This is a genomic window from Hymenobacter armeniacus (genome assembly GCF_014699055.1).
Lineage (GTDB): Bacteria > Bacteroidota > Bacteroidia > Cytophagales > Hymenobacteraceae > Hymenobacter > Hymenobacter armeniacus.
In genome coordinates this window covers 240545-254829 of record NZ_JACXAC010000006.1, presented here as the reverse complement: position 1 = coordinate 254829, position 14285 = coordinate 240545, and the positions used below count along the sequence as shown (strand labels likewise).

The following is a 14285-nucleotide window of genomic DNA, read 5'->3' as shown; positions in this document are numbered from 1 at the left end:
ATGAAAAAGTTAATTATCGGTCTGGCTACTGCCTCCTTGCTCGTGGGCGGCCTCGGCAGCTGCAATAAAAAGCTCGACGTGGAGCCCGTCGACACCGTGGACGCGGCCAATGCCCTGAACACGTCCAGCGACGTGGAAGCCGCCCTGGTGGGCAGCTACACCGGCCTGCAAAGCGACAACGCCTACGTCGGCTACATCCAATTTCTGTCGGACCTGCTGGCCGACAACGGCGACGTGGATTTTGTGGGCACCTACCAGCAGCCGCAGCAGCTGCAGCGCAAAACCATCCTGAAGGACAATTCCACGGTAGCCAATATCTGGCTGCGGGCCTACAGCACCGTCAACCGTGTCAACAACGTGCTAGCCAACCTGGGCAAGCTCGATACGCCTGCCAAGCGAACCCGCATAGAAGGCGAGGCCCGCTTCATTCGCGGTTTGGTGTACTTTGACCTGGTGCGCCTGTACGCCCGGGACTGGAACGACGGCACGCCCCAAAGTAACCCCGGCGTGCCGCTGGTGCTGACGCCCACCACCACCATCAGCCCGGCCAACTCCGTGAGCCGCAACACCGTGGCGGAAGTGTACGCCCAAGTAATTGCCGACCTGACTGCTGCCGAAAACCAGCTGCCGGCCAGCAACGGCATCTTTGCCAATAAGTACGCCGCCGCCGCCGTTCTGTCACGGGTGTACTTGCAGCAGAACAACTACGCCGGCGCGGCCAATGCCGCCACCCGCGTCATTGCCTCGAACAGCTTCAGCCTTAACGCCAACTACGCCGATAACTTCGGCAACGGCAGCAACCTCTCGCCGAATACGCCGGAAGACATTTTCGCTATTCAGGTGAACGCTCAAACGTCCATTGCCGACCCCGTAGGGCAGTTTTATTCGGAGCAGCAGCGCGCCGATGTCGAAATCCAAAGCCAGTTTCTCAGCTTATTTGAGCCCGGCGATGACCGCCTGAGCGTGTATTCCATCACGGCGGGTGCGCCCACCTATACCACCAAGTACGACGCGTTGTATGGCAACATCAAGCTCATCCGGCTCGACGAGATGTACCTCACTCGGGCCGAGGCTAACTTCCGCGCCGGCACGACCGTAGGCGCCACGCCATTGGCCGACATCAACCGCATTCGGGCCCGCGCCAAGCTGGCCCCGCTGGTTACGCTCACCATCAACAGCATCCTGAAGGAGCGGCGCATTGAACTGGCCTTTGAGGGCTTCCGCCTCGGCGACCTGAAGCGCAACCGCGAATCGACGGTTGACCCGGCCACCGGCGCGGCCATTCCGTGGAATTCGTCGCGCCTCGTCTTTCCCATTCCGCTGCGCGAAATCAACGCTAACCCCAACCTGACACAGAACCCCGGCTACTAGTCGGAGAAGCTTCAGCGTACATCGAAAAAGGTCCGCAACGCTTGTTGCGGGCCTTTTTGTTTTAGACTAATCACGCTCCGGCTACTTGTCGCCCAGCAGCAGTTGGGGCCCGTTGCCGCGGCCCCCGCCCATGATGATGACCTTGGCGTTGGGCGAGGTGGCAATGGCTTGGTTGGCTTTGATGGTTTCGTACTGCAGTAGCTTGTCGCTCAGCTCGGTGTTCACGATGCGCTGGTAGTCGGCAATGCCCTGGGCCTCCACGCGCTTACGCTCGGCCTCCTGCTTTTCCTTTTGCAGCACAAACTGCATTTTCTGGGCGTCCTGCTCGGCCGAAATCTTGCTTTCGATGCTGGCCTTCACCGAGGGCGGCAGCTGAATGTTGCGGATGAGCAACTGGTCGAGCTTGAGGCCGCTGCTACGAAAATCCTTCTCGATGGCCGCCAGAATGCGGGTTTGAAACTCCTCGCGGCGCGTTGAGTACAGCGACACGGCGTCGTAATACACGGCATTGTCGCGAATGCGGGTGCGCGAAATGGCCCGCACAATTTTCTCCTGGTAATCCTCGCCAATGGTCGAGAGGATGCGCGGCGCTTCGGATGGCACCACGTGGTAGAGCACGGTGAGGTCAATGACAACTTCGAGCCCGTCGGCCGACAGCACCCGGATGGCGTCGTCGCCGGCTTGCTGGCCCTCATTGTGTTGCGCCGACATGGTATAGTTCTGGGTACGGGTATCGAAGCGGGTTACGTCCACCAGCGGGTTCACCACGTTCAAACCGGGCTGCAGCACGCGCTTCTGCACCTGCCCAAACAGCGTTTGCACGCCCACTTGGCCCACGCCCACTTGCACCACCGTGCTCAGCGAGATGCCCAGCAGCAAAAAGGCAATGCCTAGGAATACAAGACCTCCCCGCAGCCGCTCCATGCGTTCGGAAAAGCGCGCGGCATTCAGCCCCAGCACAAGGAGGATGAAGCCAAAAATGGTGAGTGCCATGGGGCGGTTGGAACTGAGTGAGAAGGTGAGAGTAAACGCAAAGAGTGTGAGCCGGAAGGCAGAAAATCAGGCGACGGCTGGGGCTAGTCTTCGTCGGTATCGTCGTCCTCGTCGGTAGCGAAATCGAGGGTGCGGGCCAGTTCCACGCCCTCGCGGGCCACTTCCTCCAGCAACTCGGGCGCATCGGCATCGAGGGTGCGGCCGAAAAGGTTGAGCAGCTCTTCGCCCTCCTCGTTCACGTACAAGTTGTCGTAAAGGCGGTCGAACAGTTTGGCTTCGCGGCCCACAATGCGGTCAATGTCCTCGGGCGAGCGGGCTTCGGAGAGGGCGCGGTGCAACACGTCAAGCACTTGGCGGCTGGCGTCGTGGTCGCCCAGCTCGCTCACCAGCTTCAGCAGGGCCATGGCCAAGCCCAGGCGCACCTGCTCGAAGCGGAAAGGGCGCTGGGCGCTGGGCGCGGCGCGCAATTGGTCGTGGGCCTGCAGCGCGGTTGGGGTGAGGTAGTACTTCACGTCGTTGGGCGCGGTGAAGGCCAAGTGGAGGAGCTGTTCGTAGGGCGACATAAGCAAATGGCGGAATGACCGCAACGCGGCCGGTTTTGGTGCGTAGGCTAAAAGCCGAAAGGTACGCGGCAGCGCCAAGCCAACGGCTGAATCGGCGCGTCGCGGCGTTCATTACATCCCTGCCACGATACTGCTTTTGCAATGACTCACAAAACGAAATGGTTGCTGTTTTCGCCCCTGGGCCTCCTTACCATCGGCGCCGGCGCCTGCCTGGTGCAGTGGGCCGGCCAACTCAAAGAAAAGCGCGTGCCCACCGGGCAGTGGGTGGCCGCGGGCACGGCCGCCCTGGTAGTGTTCAACGCCGGTGTCAGCCTGTTTGGCCAGGGCGTGGTGGAGCGAGTGCTGCACGAAATACGCGAAAAGCCTGCCGCGTAAGCAGCGGCGAACGCACAAAAAAACCCTGGCCAGCAAAGGCCAGGGTTTTCACGGAAATACGGAAAGGGAACAGGGGAGGCTCCGATGCTACTCGGTTTTGTCTTCCAATTTAGCCGAGCCTTCTTTAGCTTTGCCACTCACTTTGTTGGCGCCGCGCTTCACGGCGTGGCCGGTTTTCTTGGCGCCCGACTTGATGGCGTGGCCGGTTTTATGCGCTACGTTGCCAGCGGCGTCTTTGGTGTTATCGAGGGCGGCGCCCACGTTCGTTTTGCCGGTTTTGGTCACCACTTTCTGTGTGCCGTTATCGCGCGTCTTCACCTCCGTTTTGGGGGCGGCGGGCGTTACATCTTGCGCGTAGCTGGCGGTAGCAAAAGCGCAAAGGGCGAGCAACAAGGTTACTTTTTTCATGGTTGGTCAGAAGGGAAAATAAGGGTAAGTCCGGCCTTTTACGGTCCGTGTTTTCAAAGGTTCTGGCAAGGACCGGGCCGCAAATAAAAATCTGGTTTCGGCCGCTCCTAAGCGCTTACGGCAACAGCAGGGAGCTGTCGCCATAGCTCAGAAAACGGTACCCGTTGGCCAGCGCGTGCTCGTACACCGCGCGCCAGTCGGGCCCCAGCAGCGCCGCCACCAGCAGCAGCAGCGTGCTTTCGGGTTGGTGGAAATTCGTAATCAACCCGTCAATCACCCGAAACCGGTAGCCCGGCGCAATGAGCAGCTGCGTGCGGGCCTCCAGGGTCTCGGTGCCCGCTGCTTCCAAGTGGCGCAGCAAAGCCGTCAGGGCTTGCTCGGGGCTGATGTTGGCGGCCGCCTCGGCCATCTCGTAGGGCTGCCATTGCGTCACCAGCAGTTCATTGCCGGTAGCCGCGGGCGTGGCCAAGAGCCCCGCACCCAGCCAGTACAACGTCTCCAGCGTGCGCAAGCTGGTGGTGCCTACTGCCACCACGGGCCGTGGCCGGTGCGCCAGCAGCTGCCGCAGCAGCGCCGCCGTCACCAATATGGGCTCGGTGTGCATGGGGTGGCCGGCCATGCGGTCGGCCTTCACGGGCTGAAAGGTGCCAGCCCCCACGTGCAGCGTCACGTGACCGGTTTCGAAACCCCGCTCGGCCAGCTCAGCCAGCAGCTCGGGGGTGAAGTGCAGGCCGGCCGTGGGAGCGGCCACGGCGCCCTCGGCGGCGGCATACACGGTTTGGTAGCGCACAGCGTCGGTGGCCGTGTCGGGCCGGTCGATGTAGGGCGGCAGCGGCAGGTGGCCGGCCGCGCGCAGCACTTCGGCAAAGGGCAGCTCGGCTGGCGTCCAGTTGAAATCGATGAGGGCGGTGCCGGCTTCCTGCTCCCGGCGCACGGCCGTGAGGCGGGCCTCTTGTCCATCCGAGGCCGAGAAGGTCAGTTCCACCGGGCCTTCTTTCCAGCGGCGGCCGTTGCCCACCAGGCAGCGCCAGGTGCACGCGCCGGGTTGCTGCAGGGCCAGCTCCAGGCTGCGGTGGGGCGCCACCGGCTCCAGGCAAAACAATTCTACCTGCCCGCCCGTGGGCCGTCGGGCCAGCAGCCGCGCCCGCACCACGCGGGTATCGTTAAAAATGAGCAGGGTGTCGGCCGGCAGCTCGTTGGGCAGGTCGCGAAAATGCTTGTCGGTGAGCTGCCCGTGGCGGCTCACCAGCAGGCGGCTGGCGGCGCGGTCGGGGAGGGGCTCGGGCGCAATGCGCTCGGCCGGCAGGGCATAGGTGAAGTCGTGAATGGCAAGCTGGCGCGGGTCGGGAGCAGTCATAGGCCCGCAAAGGTCGGAAACCCGGAGGCAGTTGAAAGGGGAGCGTTAAAAGTTAAAAATCCCGGCAGGTATGAAGGGCCGGGATTTCAACTTTTAACGCTCCCCTTTTAACTCCTCTACAACTTGCGCCGAAACAACAGCAAATGTTGCTGCGGCAGCGTCTCGTTGCTTTCGATGAACTCCAGGCCCACGGCGGCCATTTCCTTGCGGGCCTGCTCCACGTTCATCTTGTGAATGCGCTTGATGGGCACGTTGGGGTCTTCGGCGCGGTATTCGACCAGCGCCAGCCGGCCGGTGCCGGGTTTCAACGCCCGGCGAATGGCCCGGCCCATTTCGCGCGGGTGGTCAAATTCGTGGTACGCGTCCACGATGAGCACCAGGTCCACGCTGTCGGCGGGCAGGGCGGGGCTGGTGGTGGTGCCGAGCACGGGCCGCACGTTGGGCGCTTTGAGCTTGCGCTTGTTGGCCTGCAGCGCCGCAATCATCTCGGGCTGAATGTCGACGGCTAGCACACGGCCCTGAGGCACTTTCTTGGCCAACTGGAAAGAGAAGAAACCCGTGCCTGCGCCAATGTCGGCCACCACGTCGGTGGGCTTGAGCTGCAGCGCTTTGAGGAGCAAGTCGGTGCCTTCTTCCTGCCGACGGCCGGTGCGCTCCAGCCAGCTGGCGCCCTCGTGGCCCATCACGTGGGCAATCTGGCGGCCCAGGTAATAGGTGCCAATGCCGTTGGGGTCGCGCGGCGGGGCGGTTTCGTAGCCGCTGGTGTCGGTGCGCACCACGGCTTGCAGGCGCTGCTCGGCCGTGGCCGACGGCCGGGTTTCGGCCGGCAGCTGGGTGCAGCCCCAGAGCAGCAAGCCAGCGCTGCCGCCGATACTCACGGCGCTCAGGGCGCCCTGCCAGGTTGAAAAATGGTGCCTCATACGATTTGCAAGTAAACACATCCCGGGCAGTCAACAGCAATTCCGGGCAGTGCGTTCAGCGCGGGCCGGAGGGCCGCTTGGGCAGCCAGCGCGCCCTCATTTCGGGCTTAAAGAAAGAAGAGTATTGATTAAAAAAGGAAATCGCGGTCAGGGAATCGCCGCTTTCTACTTTTGGCCGTAGAACGAGCATTTCGCTTACCCTATTACCCTTTTTGCCATGAAAAACATTTTTCCCTCCTTCGCCAAACTGGCGGTTGTTGCCTTCGGCGCACTCACCTTGGGCAGTTGCAACCGGGCCGAGTACGCCATGCTGCCCAAAGGCGCCTCCTACCACGGCGTGACGCGCGTGGCCACCCCGGTGCCCACGAAGCCGGAAGCTGCTGCCCCCGCCGCTTTGGAAGCCGTGGTTGCCCCGCAGGAGCCCGTAGTTGCTTCGGAAGCAGTTGCCGCTACCGCCACGCCCCAGGCCCCCAAAGCCGCTCCGGCTGCCAAATCGGTGGCTACCACTGAGCCAGCCGTGAGCCCCGCCGAAATCAGCGCGGCTGCCCCGGCAGCGGCCGAGGCCGTGCCCGCCCGCAAGCTGAGCGGCATTCAGCGCTTGGCTCTGAATAAAGTGACCAAGAAGGTAGACAAGCTGGTGCAGAAAGCAACGGCCCGCCAGCAAGGCAACACGGCTTCGGTTGCCAAAGGCGGCGTGAGCGGCAACCTGCGCCTGGGCATCATCCTCATGGTTATCGGCGCGCTCATCGCGCTGTTGCCCGGGCTGTTCCGGGTGCTGGGCCTCATCGTCTTCATTGTGGGCGTGCTCTTCCTGCTCCTCTGGGTGCTCGACCAAGCGTAATGCATCAGGCTCCACTAGCAAAAAAGCCCCGCTCAGCAACTGAGCGGGGCTTTTTTGTGCAGGCAGCTACATCGGGTCCACATCGGCCACCAGGCGGGCCTGCTTGAATTCCTTGTGGTCCTTCACCACGTCCATGGCCGCGCAAATCTGCTCTTTGGCCCACTTTAGCACGGTGTGGGCACGGTCGAGCTTGATGGTGATTTCCTGCAGGTAGAAGTTGCGAATGCGGAAGATGTAGGGCGCCTCCGGCCCCAGCACCGCCGCCCGGCCCAGGCGGTCCACCAGCTCCTGGGTGAGTAGGATGGCGGCCGCCTCGCCCACGCCTTGGTCCATGTGTTTCACCGTCATTTTGATGACGCGCATGAAGGGCGGGTAGCCGTGCTCGTGCCGCTGCACGATTTCGTAGTTGTAAAACTCGATGTAGTCGTTGCGGATGACTTTGTCGAAAATCACCTGCGTGGGGTCAGCCGTCTGGATGATGACCTTGCCCTTCTTGCCCTTGCGCCCGGCCCGGCCGCTCACCTGCACAAACATCTGGTAGGCCCGCTCGTGCGCCCGGAAATCGGGGTAGTGGATGATGCTGTCGGCGTTGATGATGCCCACGAGACTCACGTTGGCGAAGTCGAGGCCTTTGGTCACCATCTGGGTGCCCACCAACACGTTGGTGGCTTGCTTCTCGAAGTCGGCAATGATTTGCTGGTAGCTGTTTTTGGCGCGAGTCGTGTCCAGGTCCATGCGCTGGATGTTGGCCTGCGGCAGCATGATTTTGAGGTCGTCCTCAATCTTTTCGGTGCCGAAGCCCTGGGTTTTCACGGCGCGCGAGCCGCAGGCGGGGCACTTGCTCACCATGGAGTCGTGGTAGCCGCAGTAGTGGCAGCGCAGCTCGTGGCTGTGCTTGTGGTAGCTCAGGCTCACGGCGCAGTTGGTGCACTTGGGTATCCAGCCGCAGTCCTGGCAGGCCACCACGGGCGCGTAGCCGCGGCGGTTCTGAAACAGAATCACCTGCTCCTTGGCGCCCAGCTTGCGCTCGATTTCGCCCAGCAAATCGGCCGTGAAGTGGTTGTGCATGGTTTTGTGCTCGCGGGCCTTGCGGGTGTCCACCAGCTCGATGTCGGGCATGCCGGCCTCGCCGAAGCGTTTGGTGAGGCTCACCAGCCCGTAGCGGCCCTGCTTGGCCTGGTAGTAGGTTTCCACGGCCGGCGTGGCCGAGCCCAGCAGGGTTTTGGCGCCCTGGAAGTTGGCCATCATCAGGGCTACTTCGCGGGCGTTGTAGCGCGGGGCGGGCTCGTACTGCTTGTAGGAGGATTCGTGCTCCTCGTCCACGATGATGAGCGAGAGGTTGTCGAACGGCAAAAACACCGCCGAGCGCACGCCCACCACCACCTGGAAGCGGCCCGAGAGCACGCCGTTCCACACTTCCACCCGCTCGTTGTCGGAAAACTTGGAGTGGTACACGCCCAGCCGCGAGCCGAACACGCGCAGCAGGCGGCCCACAATCTGGGCCGTGAGGGCAATTTCGGGCAACAGGTACAGCACTTGGCCGCCGCTTTCCAGCGCCTTGCGAATCAGGTCGATGTAGATTTCGGTCTTGCCGGCGCCCGTCACGCCGTGCAGCAGCGCAATTTCCTTCTCGGCGAAGTGGGCCATAATCTCATCGCGCGCCGCAGTTTGGGCCTCCGTCAGTTCGAAATGCAGCTTGGCCGTGGGCTCATCCTCCAGCGGGAAGCGGCTCACAATGACGTCGAATTGCTCCAGCACGCCGTTTTTGATGAGCGTGTTCACAGCCGAGGCCGACAGGTGCGGGCTGCTGGTGAGGGCGGCTTTCTCGATGCCTTTGTGGTTGGCGTGCTCGTTTTGGTACACGGGCACGCGCTGCAGGTACTTCATCAGCACATCGAGCTGCTTGGGCTTGCTGCTGAGGTTGTTGAAGAGCATCTCAATCGATGCCTCCGACACGAAATGGTGGGCCAGCCGCACCTTTTTCACCACCTTGGGCGCGTACTTATCGGCCGTATGCTCAAAAAGGAAGATAACGTCCTTGTGCATCAGGGACTTTATCACCTTGTGGAAGGAGGTAATGCCGAGCAAGTTGCCCACTTCGGTAAAAGTCAGGGCTTTGCCGTCTTCCACATTGCCCAGCGCGTCCACAATCAGCTCTTCCTGCGCCGACAGCGGGTACTCGTTTTCTTCCCGCGAAAAGCCCGGGTGCAGCTGAATGCGCGACTCCGAGCTCAGCTTCAGCGCCGAGGGCAGGGCCGCGTTTATCACCTCGCCGATGGTGCACATGTAGTAGTCGGCCATCCAGCGGAACAGCTTGAGCTGCGGCTGCGTGACCACCGGCGCGTCGTCGATGAATTCGAGGATGTACTTGGCCTGGTACTCTTTGGGCGCGTTCTCGTGCACGGCCGCCACGATGCAGCTGAGCGTCTTTTTGGCCCCAAACTGCACGATGACGCGCCCACCAATCACCACGTTGTCGTTCAGCTCATAGGGCACCCGGTAGGTGTAGAGCCGGGGCAGGGGCAAGGGCAAAATAACGTCGGCAAACAGCGTCACCCGGTCGGCCGAGGGGGCGGCAGCGGGCGAAATAAAATCAAGCGCGAGATTCAAAACAGCGGATAACTAGGGGCGGATAGTAAAGATAACAGGGCCGTAGCGCCGCGCCATGCCCCGCCGCTACAGGGCCGCAAGGGCTTCAGCAACGCTATATACCGGGGCTAAACAGGCCCGATTGCGGCACACGTGCACGGCAGTCTGGCCTTCGGCGCCGGGTTTCAGCAGCTTGAGCAACGGCAGCTCCGAACGGGTTTCGGTGCCGGCCAGCACGGTATCAAACAAAAAGCGGCGGCTAAGTTCTTCGCGAAAAACCTCCGCCTCCGGGCCGATGATGGCCACTTCGGCGCCCGGCCGCAGCAGCGCCGCGTACAGCGCCGCCCAGTTGCTCAGGTGCTGGGCTTCTTTCACCACCAGGTGGCGCACCTGGGCCAGCATGGCCGCGGCCAGGTCGGCGTAGCGCGCGTGTTCGAGGTGGCGGCCCAGGCGGTGCAGGTTGTGCGCCATCACGGAGTTAGAGCTGGGAATGACGTTGTCCATCAGTTCCTTTTTGCGGGCAATAAGCGCTTCAGCCGTGGCATCGGTGTAAAAAAACTGGGTTTCGGCGGGGTCGAAAAAATTGGCCAGCACGTACTCCGTTAGGGCCTCGGCCTCGCGCAGCCAGCTTCCCGCGAAGCTGACTTCGTACAGACTGATGTAGGCCTGAATGACCAGCGCGTAGTCTTCCAGAAAGCCGCTGATGCTGGCCCGGCCGTTTTTGCAGGTCCGAAACAGGCCTGCCCCGTTGCGCAGGTTTCGCTGGATAAACTGCGCGTTGCGCTCGGCCACCACCAGAAACTCGGGTTCGCCAAAAGCCCGGTATGCGTCGGTGAGGCCTTGCAGCATCAGGGCATTCCAGCCGGTGAGAATTTTGTCGTCGAGACCGGGGCGCACGCGCACGGCCCGCACGGCCATGATTTTCTGCTTCCAGCCCGCCACCAGCTCCGGCACCACGCCGGGCGCCAGCTGGTGCTCGGCAGCAAAGTCCTCATCGCTCTGCCGACGGTGCAGAATGTTGCGGCCGTGCTCCCAGTTGCCCAGGGCCGTGCAGTTGTAGTAGGCCGAAAAAAGCGGCTCCTCGTCGCCAAGTATGCCCTGCAGCTCTTCCTTGGTGAAGACGTAAAATTTGCCTTCCTCCCCTTCGCTGTCGGCATCCAGCGAGGAATAGAAGCCGCCCTCCGCATTGGTCAGTTCCAGTCGAATGAACTCCACGGTGTCGTACACCACTTCCCGAAATAGCTCGTTTTGCGTCAGCTGGTAGGCTTCGCTGTACAAGCTCACCAGCTGCCCGTTGTCGTACAGCATCTTCTCGAAGTGCGGCGCCAGCCACTCCGCGTCCACCGAGTACCGGGCGAAACCGCCGTGCGCCTGGTCGTAGATGCCGCCCCAGGCCATTTCGCGCAGCGTGAGCACCGTCTGGTCTAGCACCGCTTGGCTGCCGCTGATGGCATAGGCCCGCAGTAAAAACCGCCAGATGCTGGGCATCGGGAATTTAGGGACGCGGTTGAGCCCGCCGCGCTCGGGGTCAAATTTGGCGGCAAGGTTGTACATCAGTAGCTTAAATTCGTCGTCCGACACCCCGGCCGGGCCGGTTTCCGGCGCCACGCCGATGGCTTGCAGCGCCGAGTAGTCGGCCTCATGCGCGGCGTTGGCGTTGAGCGCGCCGTATTTGGCCAGCTCGCTTTTCGCAATCACCTCCACAAACCGCTCGGCCGACTGCTCCAGCTCGGTGCGGTGCTCACCGGCGTAGGCCTGGCCGATGTTTTCGAGCAGTTGCACCCAGTTGCCCTTCGGGAAATAGGTGCCGCCGTAAAACGGCTTGGCCTCCGAAGTCAGAAACACGTTCAGCGGCCAGCCGCCCTGCAAGCCCATGGCGTGCAAGGCCTCCATGTACACCTGGTCGACATCGGGCCGCTCCTCGCGGTCCACTTTGATGCAAACAAAGTGCTGGTTCATCACCGCGGCCACCGCCGCGTCTTCAAACGACTCGCGCTCCATCACGTGGCACCAGTGGCAAGCCGCGTAGCCGATGCTCACCAGAATGGGTTTTTGCTCCGCTGTGGCCCGGCCCAGCGCCTCCGGTCCCCACGGGTACCAGTCCACGGGGTTGTGGGCGTGCTGCTGCAGATACGGACTGGTTTCCTGAGCGAGGCGATTGGACGAAAGAGCGTGTGCCATGGCGAAAGGGGAGGAGTAAAGCAACGGTAATAAAACGCCAAACCCGGCGCAAAGGCCGGGTTTGGGGATGGATTAAGCCGGTTTGGTGGGCTTTTTCGAGGCCTTGGGCTTAGCGGCCTTTGGCTTAGACGCCGGAGGCACTGTGTCAGTCGCAGGCGTATCGGCGGGCGCGGGCTTGGTCGCGGCTTTTGCGCGGGTAGCTTTTGCCTTAGGCGCCACTGGCGGCGTTGCTGACAATGCTGCAGCCGGTGCTGGAGAGGCAGCAGTGGCTTCCGTGGCTGCTTTTAGTGCTTTGCTTCTGCTGGCGGGCGCCTTCTTTACCGGTTTCGGGGCCTCAGATAGGATTTCGGCAGCCGCGACTTTGGGCGTGGTCCGAGGACTGGGTTTTGCCTTGCTTGGTTTAGCAGTCGGCTCCACGAGCGAGGCCGCAGAGCCAGTCATACGCCCGGCAGCCACCTGCGTGCGCAGCTGGGTAGCGTCGGGCACGGGCACCACCGGCGTATCCACGGCCGGCTTCTCGGCCCGCGCCCCGCTAATAGCCTGCGATTTAGAGCGGCTCGAGCGGCGGGGTGCAGGGGAATTTTCCTGCGCCTGGGCTACGGTTTGTGCCGCGGCCACCGGGGCATCAATCGGCAGCGCAGCCACAGCTAGCAGCGGTTGGTCTACTGATGCTGCGATAGTAGGGGCCGGCACCGCATTCGGCGCGTCGAGCGCAGTGCCCGGCTGCGTTGCCTCCGCGGCTGCCTGAGCCGGCTTTTTCTTTTTACGATTCCGGCTGTTGCGCGAAGCATGCTCCGGCGCGCCATCCGGCTGTGCGTTGGTCGCCCCATCGGGTGGCACGGGCAGGCTTGCCTCAGTTGCCACGGGCAGCGTCGGCAGCTCAGCATCCACTCGCATCGATTCCTCCGTCGGCAGTATTTCTGCGGGCTGAGGAGCCGCGAAGAGCGGCACGCGAGGCACGCGCCCGCCCTCGTCGCGCCGGCCGCCCCGTTTCACGGGCACCGATTTGGTAATGACGCTCACTTTAGGAGCCTCCAACGGCACTTCCGACCCGGTCATGTCCCCAGTCGCAGGCGCAGCTGCCGCGGTGGGGACATTGTCCTGGCCTAGTTCAGCGGCCAGCCGCAGCGCATGCTTGCGAGCCGTGCGCTTGGCTCCGCCCCGTGAGCGCCGTTTTTTCTTCTTCACCGGCTCCTGGCCGGTTGCCTCGGCCAATGCTTCTGTAGCAGCTGCGGCTGGCTCCAGCGCAGGTGTTGCTGGCAGGAAGCTGGTTTCTGTACCCGGCGCGTCTTCTGCCTGTGGCTCCGTCACCCATGCTGGTGCCTGATACTGCTCCGCCTCACTGGGCACAGCCGGTTGGCCCTTGCCGCGGCCGTCGCGGCGGCCCCGCTCGTTTCGGCCCGAGCGGTTGCGCTGCGAGCGAAACTCCTCCGGCGACATGCGCGGCGGCCGGCCTTCCTCGCGCGAAGCCGCCAGCGTTTCGGCGGCTTCCTCAGCCACCACCGGGGTCGTGTCAACGGGCCGCTCCACGACCGAAACGGCGGAGTCTGCCCCGATATCAATCCGTTCTTCGTCGTCTTCCACCTCGGCCACCGGCTCCGGTTGGCGCGGCTCGGGCAAGGCGGCCAGCTGCGTGCGCACGGTGCGCAGCTCCTCGCTCACTTCCACCCGGCGCAAGCTCAACTGCTCCAGCTTCTGCAGCGTGCTTTCCAAAAACTGACGGTGCTCCGGCGCCCCGATGTGCAGCGGCCGGTGGCCCAGCGACTGCCGCACCGAAGCCCATTCCTTGCGGAAACGGCCAAATTCAGCGTCGAAATACGTCCGCGCAAACTTCTCCCAAATGTAGTCCTCGGCCACTTCCGACGGATGCAGCATGTCGGCCGCGTAAAAGCGGTAGTCGCGCAGGTCGTCCACCAGCAATTCATAAGCGGGGAAATACGCCACACCTGGCAGTAAGTCGCTCACAATGTGCGTCGCCACCCGCAGCACCGATTTACTCACGGCATTCAGCGGCAGCGTGTCTTTCAGATGCCGCACTGGGCTCACCGTTAGCACGAAGCGCAGCTTCGGGTTGATGCGCCGCAGGTAAGCGTGCGTCTCGGCCAGTCCGTTGATGATGTCGTCGGGCGTCAGCAACTCGCGCACAAACAGGTCGGCGGGCTGCTTGTGGCAGTTGTTCACCAGCTCGCCCGTTTCGCGCAGGCGGTAGGCCCAGGCAGTGCCCAGCGTGAGCAGCACCACGTCGGCCGAGCGCAGAAACTCGCCCGTGCGGCGCACCAGCTCCTGAATGTGCTGCAGGAGTTCCACCGGCGAGTCGGCCCCCACGCTGCCGTGCAGGTCGTAGCTCTGCCAACGCCCGCGGGCTTCCACCACGTGCTGCTGCCAGTCTACGTCTTCGCCCGCGGCGGCACGCAGCAGTTTGGCCAGCGCCAAGGGCTGAAACACCGTGCCAAAGGGGTTTGCCAATGCCTCCACCTTGTTGGCCAGCAGGCGCGAGCCGATGCTGTCGGCAAAGCAGGAGCCCATGGTCAGGACCCGCGCCGTGCGCGAAAGCTGGTCCGTGGCCGGGGCGATGGGTAGTTCAGTTCTAAACATTACAGCAAAAATAGGCCGTTAGCCGGTTCGCCCCCGGTTGCCGGAATAAAAAAAGCCCCGCCAGCAGGCAGGGCTTTTCTAACAAGTTACGC

11 protein-coding genes are annotated in these 14285 nt (G+C 62.9%); 3 read left to right on the top strand and 8 right to left on the bottom strand.

Annotated features, from left to right (window positions below):
• Complete coding sequence (locus IC234_RS18510) at positions 1-1371, top strand: RagB/SusD family nutrient uptake outer membrane protein (RefSeq protein WP_190927558.1); 1371 nt, start codon at positions 1-3, stop codon at positions 1369-1371.
• A gap of 81 nt (positions 1372-1452) precedes the next feature.
• On the opposite strand, the gene IC234_RS18505 is transcribed toward IC234_RS18510, so the two are convergent.
• Both IC234_RS18505 and IC234_RS18500 read right to left on the bottom strand, forming a co-directional pair.
• Positions 1453-2364 carry a prohibitin family protein gene (locus tag IC234_RS18505; RefSeq protein WP_190927556.1) on the bottom strand — a complete coding sequence of 304 codons (912 nt, stop codon included), beginning with the start codon at positions 2362-2364 and terminating at the stop codon, positions 1453-1455.
• 83 nt (positions 2365-2447) lie between these two features.
• Complete coding sequence (locus IC234_RS18500; RefSeq protein WP_190927553.1) at positions 2448-2927, bottom strand: hypothetical protein; 480 nt, start codon at positions 2925-2927, stop codon at positions 2448-2450.
• A gap of 141 nt (positions 2928-3068) precedes the next feature.
• On the opposite strand from IC234_RS18500, the gene IC234_RS18495 reads away from it, so the two are divergent.
• Positions 3069-3302, top strand: a complete 234-nt coding sequence (locus IC234_RS18495) for a hypothetical protein (protein ID WP_190927549.1) — start codon at positions 3069-3071, stop codon at positions 3300-3302.
• 87 nt (positions 3303-3389) lie between these two features.
• Here IC234_RS18495 and IC234_RS18490 read toward each other — a convergent pair whose 3' ends face one another.
• The 3 genes from IC234_RS18490 to IC234_RS18480 all read right to left on the bottom strand — a co-directional run bounded on the left by IC234_RS18490 (position 3390) and on the right by IC234_RS18480 (position 5987).
• Complete coding sequence (locus IC234_RS18490; protein ID WP_190927545.1) at positions 3390-3710, bottom strand: hypothetical protein; 321 nt, start codon at positions 3708-3710, stop codon at positions 3390-3392.
• A gap of 115 nt (positions 3711-3825) precedes the next feature.
• Complete coding sequence (locus IC234_RS18485) at positions 3826-5067, bottom strand: S-adenosylmethionine:tRNA ribosyltransferase-isomerase (RefSeq protein ID WP_190927543.1); 1242 nt, start codon at positions 5065-5067, stop codon at positions 3826-3828.
• Positions 5068-5183: 116 nt separating this feature from the next.
• Complete coding sequence (locus tag IC234_RS18480) at positions 5184-5987, bottom strand: class I SAM-dependent methyltransferase (protein WP_190927541.1); 804 nt, start codon at positions 5985-5987, stop codon at positions 5184-5186.
• 217 nt (positions 5988-6204) lie between these two features.
• Between IC234_RS18480 and IC234_RS18475 the strand changes: the two genes are divergently transcribed.
• A complete protein-coding gene (locus IC234_RS18475; RefSeq protein ID WP_190927539.1) occupies positions 6205-6828 on the top strand; it encodes a hypothetical protein in 624 nt (207 codons plus the stop codon).
• Positions 6829-6894: 66 nt separating this feature from the next.
• On the opposite strand, the gene priA is transcribed toward IC234_RS18475, so the two are convergent.
• The 3 genes from priA to IC234_RS18460 all read right to left on the bottom strand — a co-directional run bounded on the left by priA (position 6895) and on the right by IC234_RS18460 (position 14193).
• On the bottom strand, positions 6895-9438 hold the full coding sequence (priA, locus tag IC234_RS18470) for a replication restart helicase PriA (RefSeq protein ID WP_190927537.1): 2544 nt from the start codon (positions 9436-9438) through the stop codon (positions 6895-6897).
• A 66-nt stretch (positions 9439-9504) separates the two neighbouring features.
• Entirely contained in the window at positions 9505-11598 is a 2094-nt protein-coding gene (locus IC234_RS18465; protein ID WP_190927535.1) for a thioredoxin domain-containing protein, read from the bottom strand.
• Between the two features lie 72 nt (positions 11599-11670).
• Entirely contained in the window at positions 11671-14193 is a 2523-nt protein-coding gene (locus tag IC234_RS18460) for a GSCFA domain-containing protein (RefSeq protein WP_190927533.1), read from the bottom strand.
• Positions 14194-14285 lie beyond the last annotated feature (92 nt).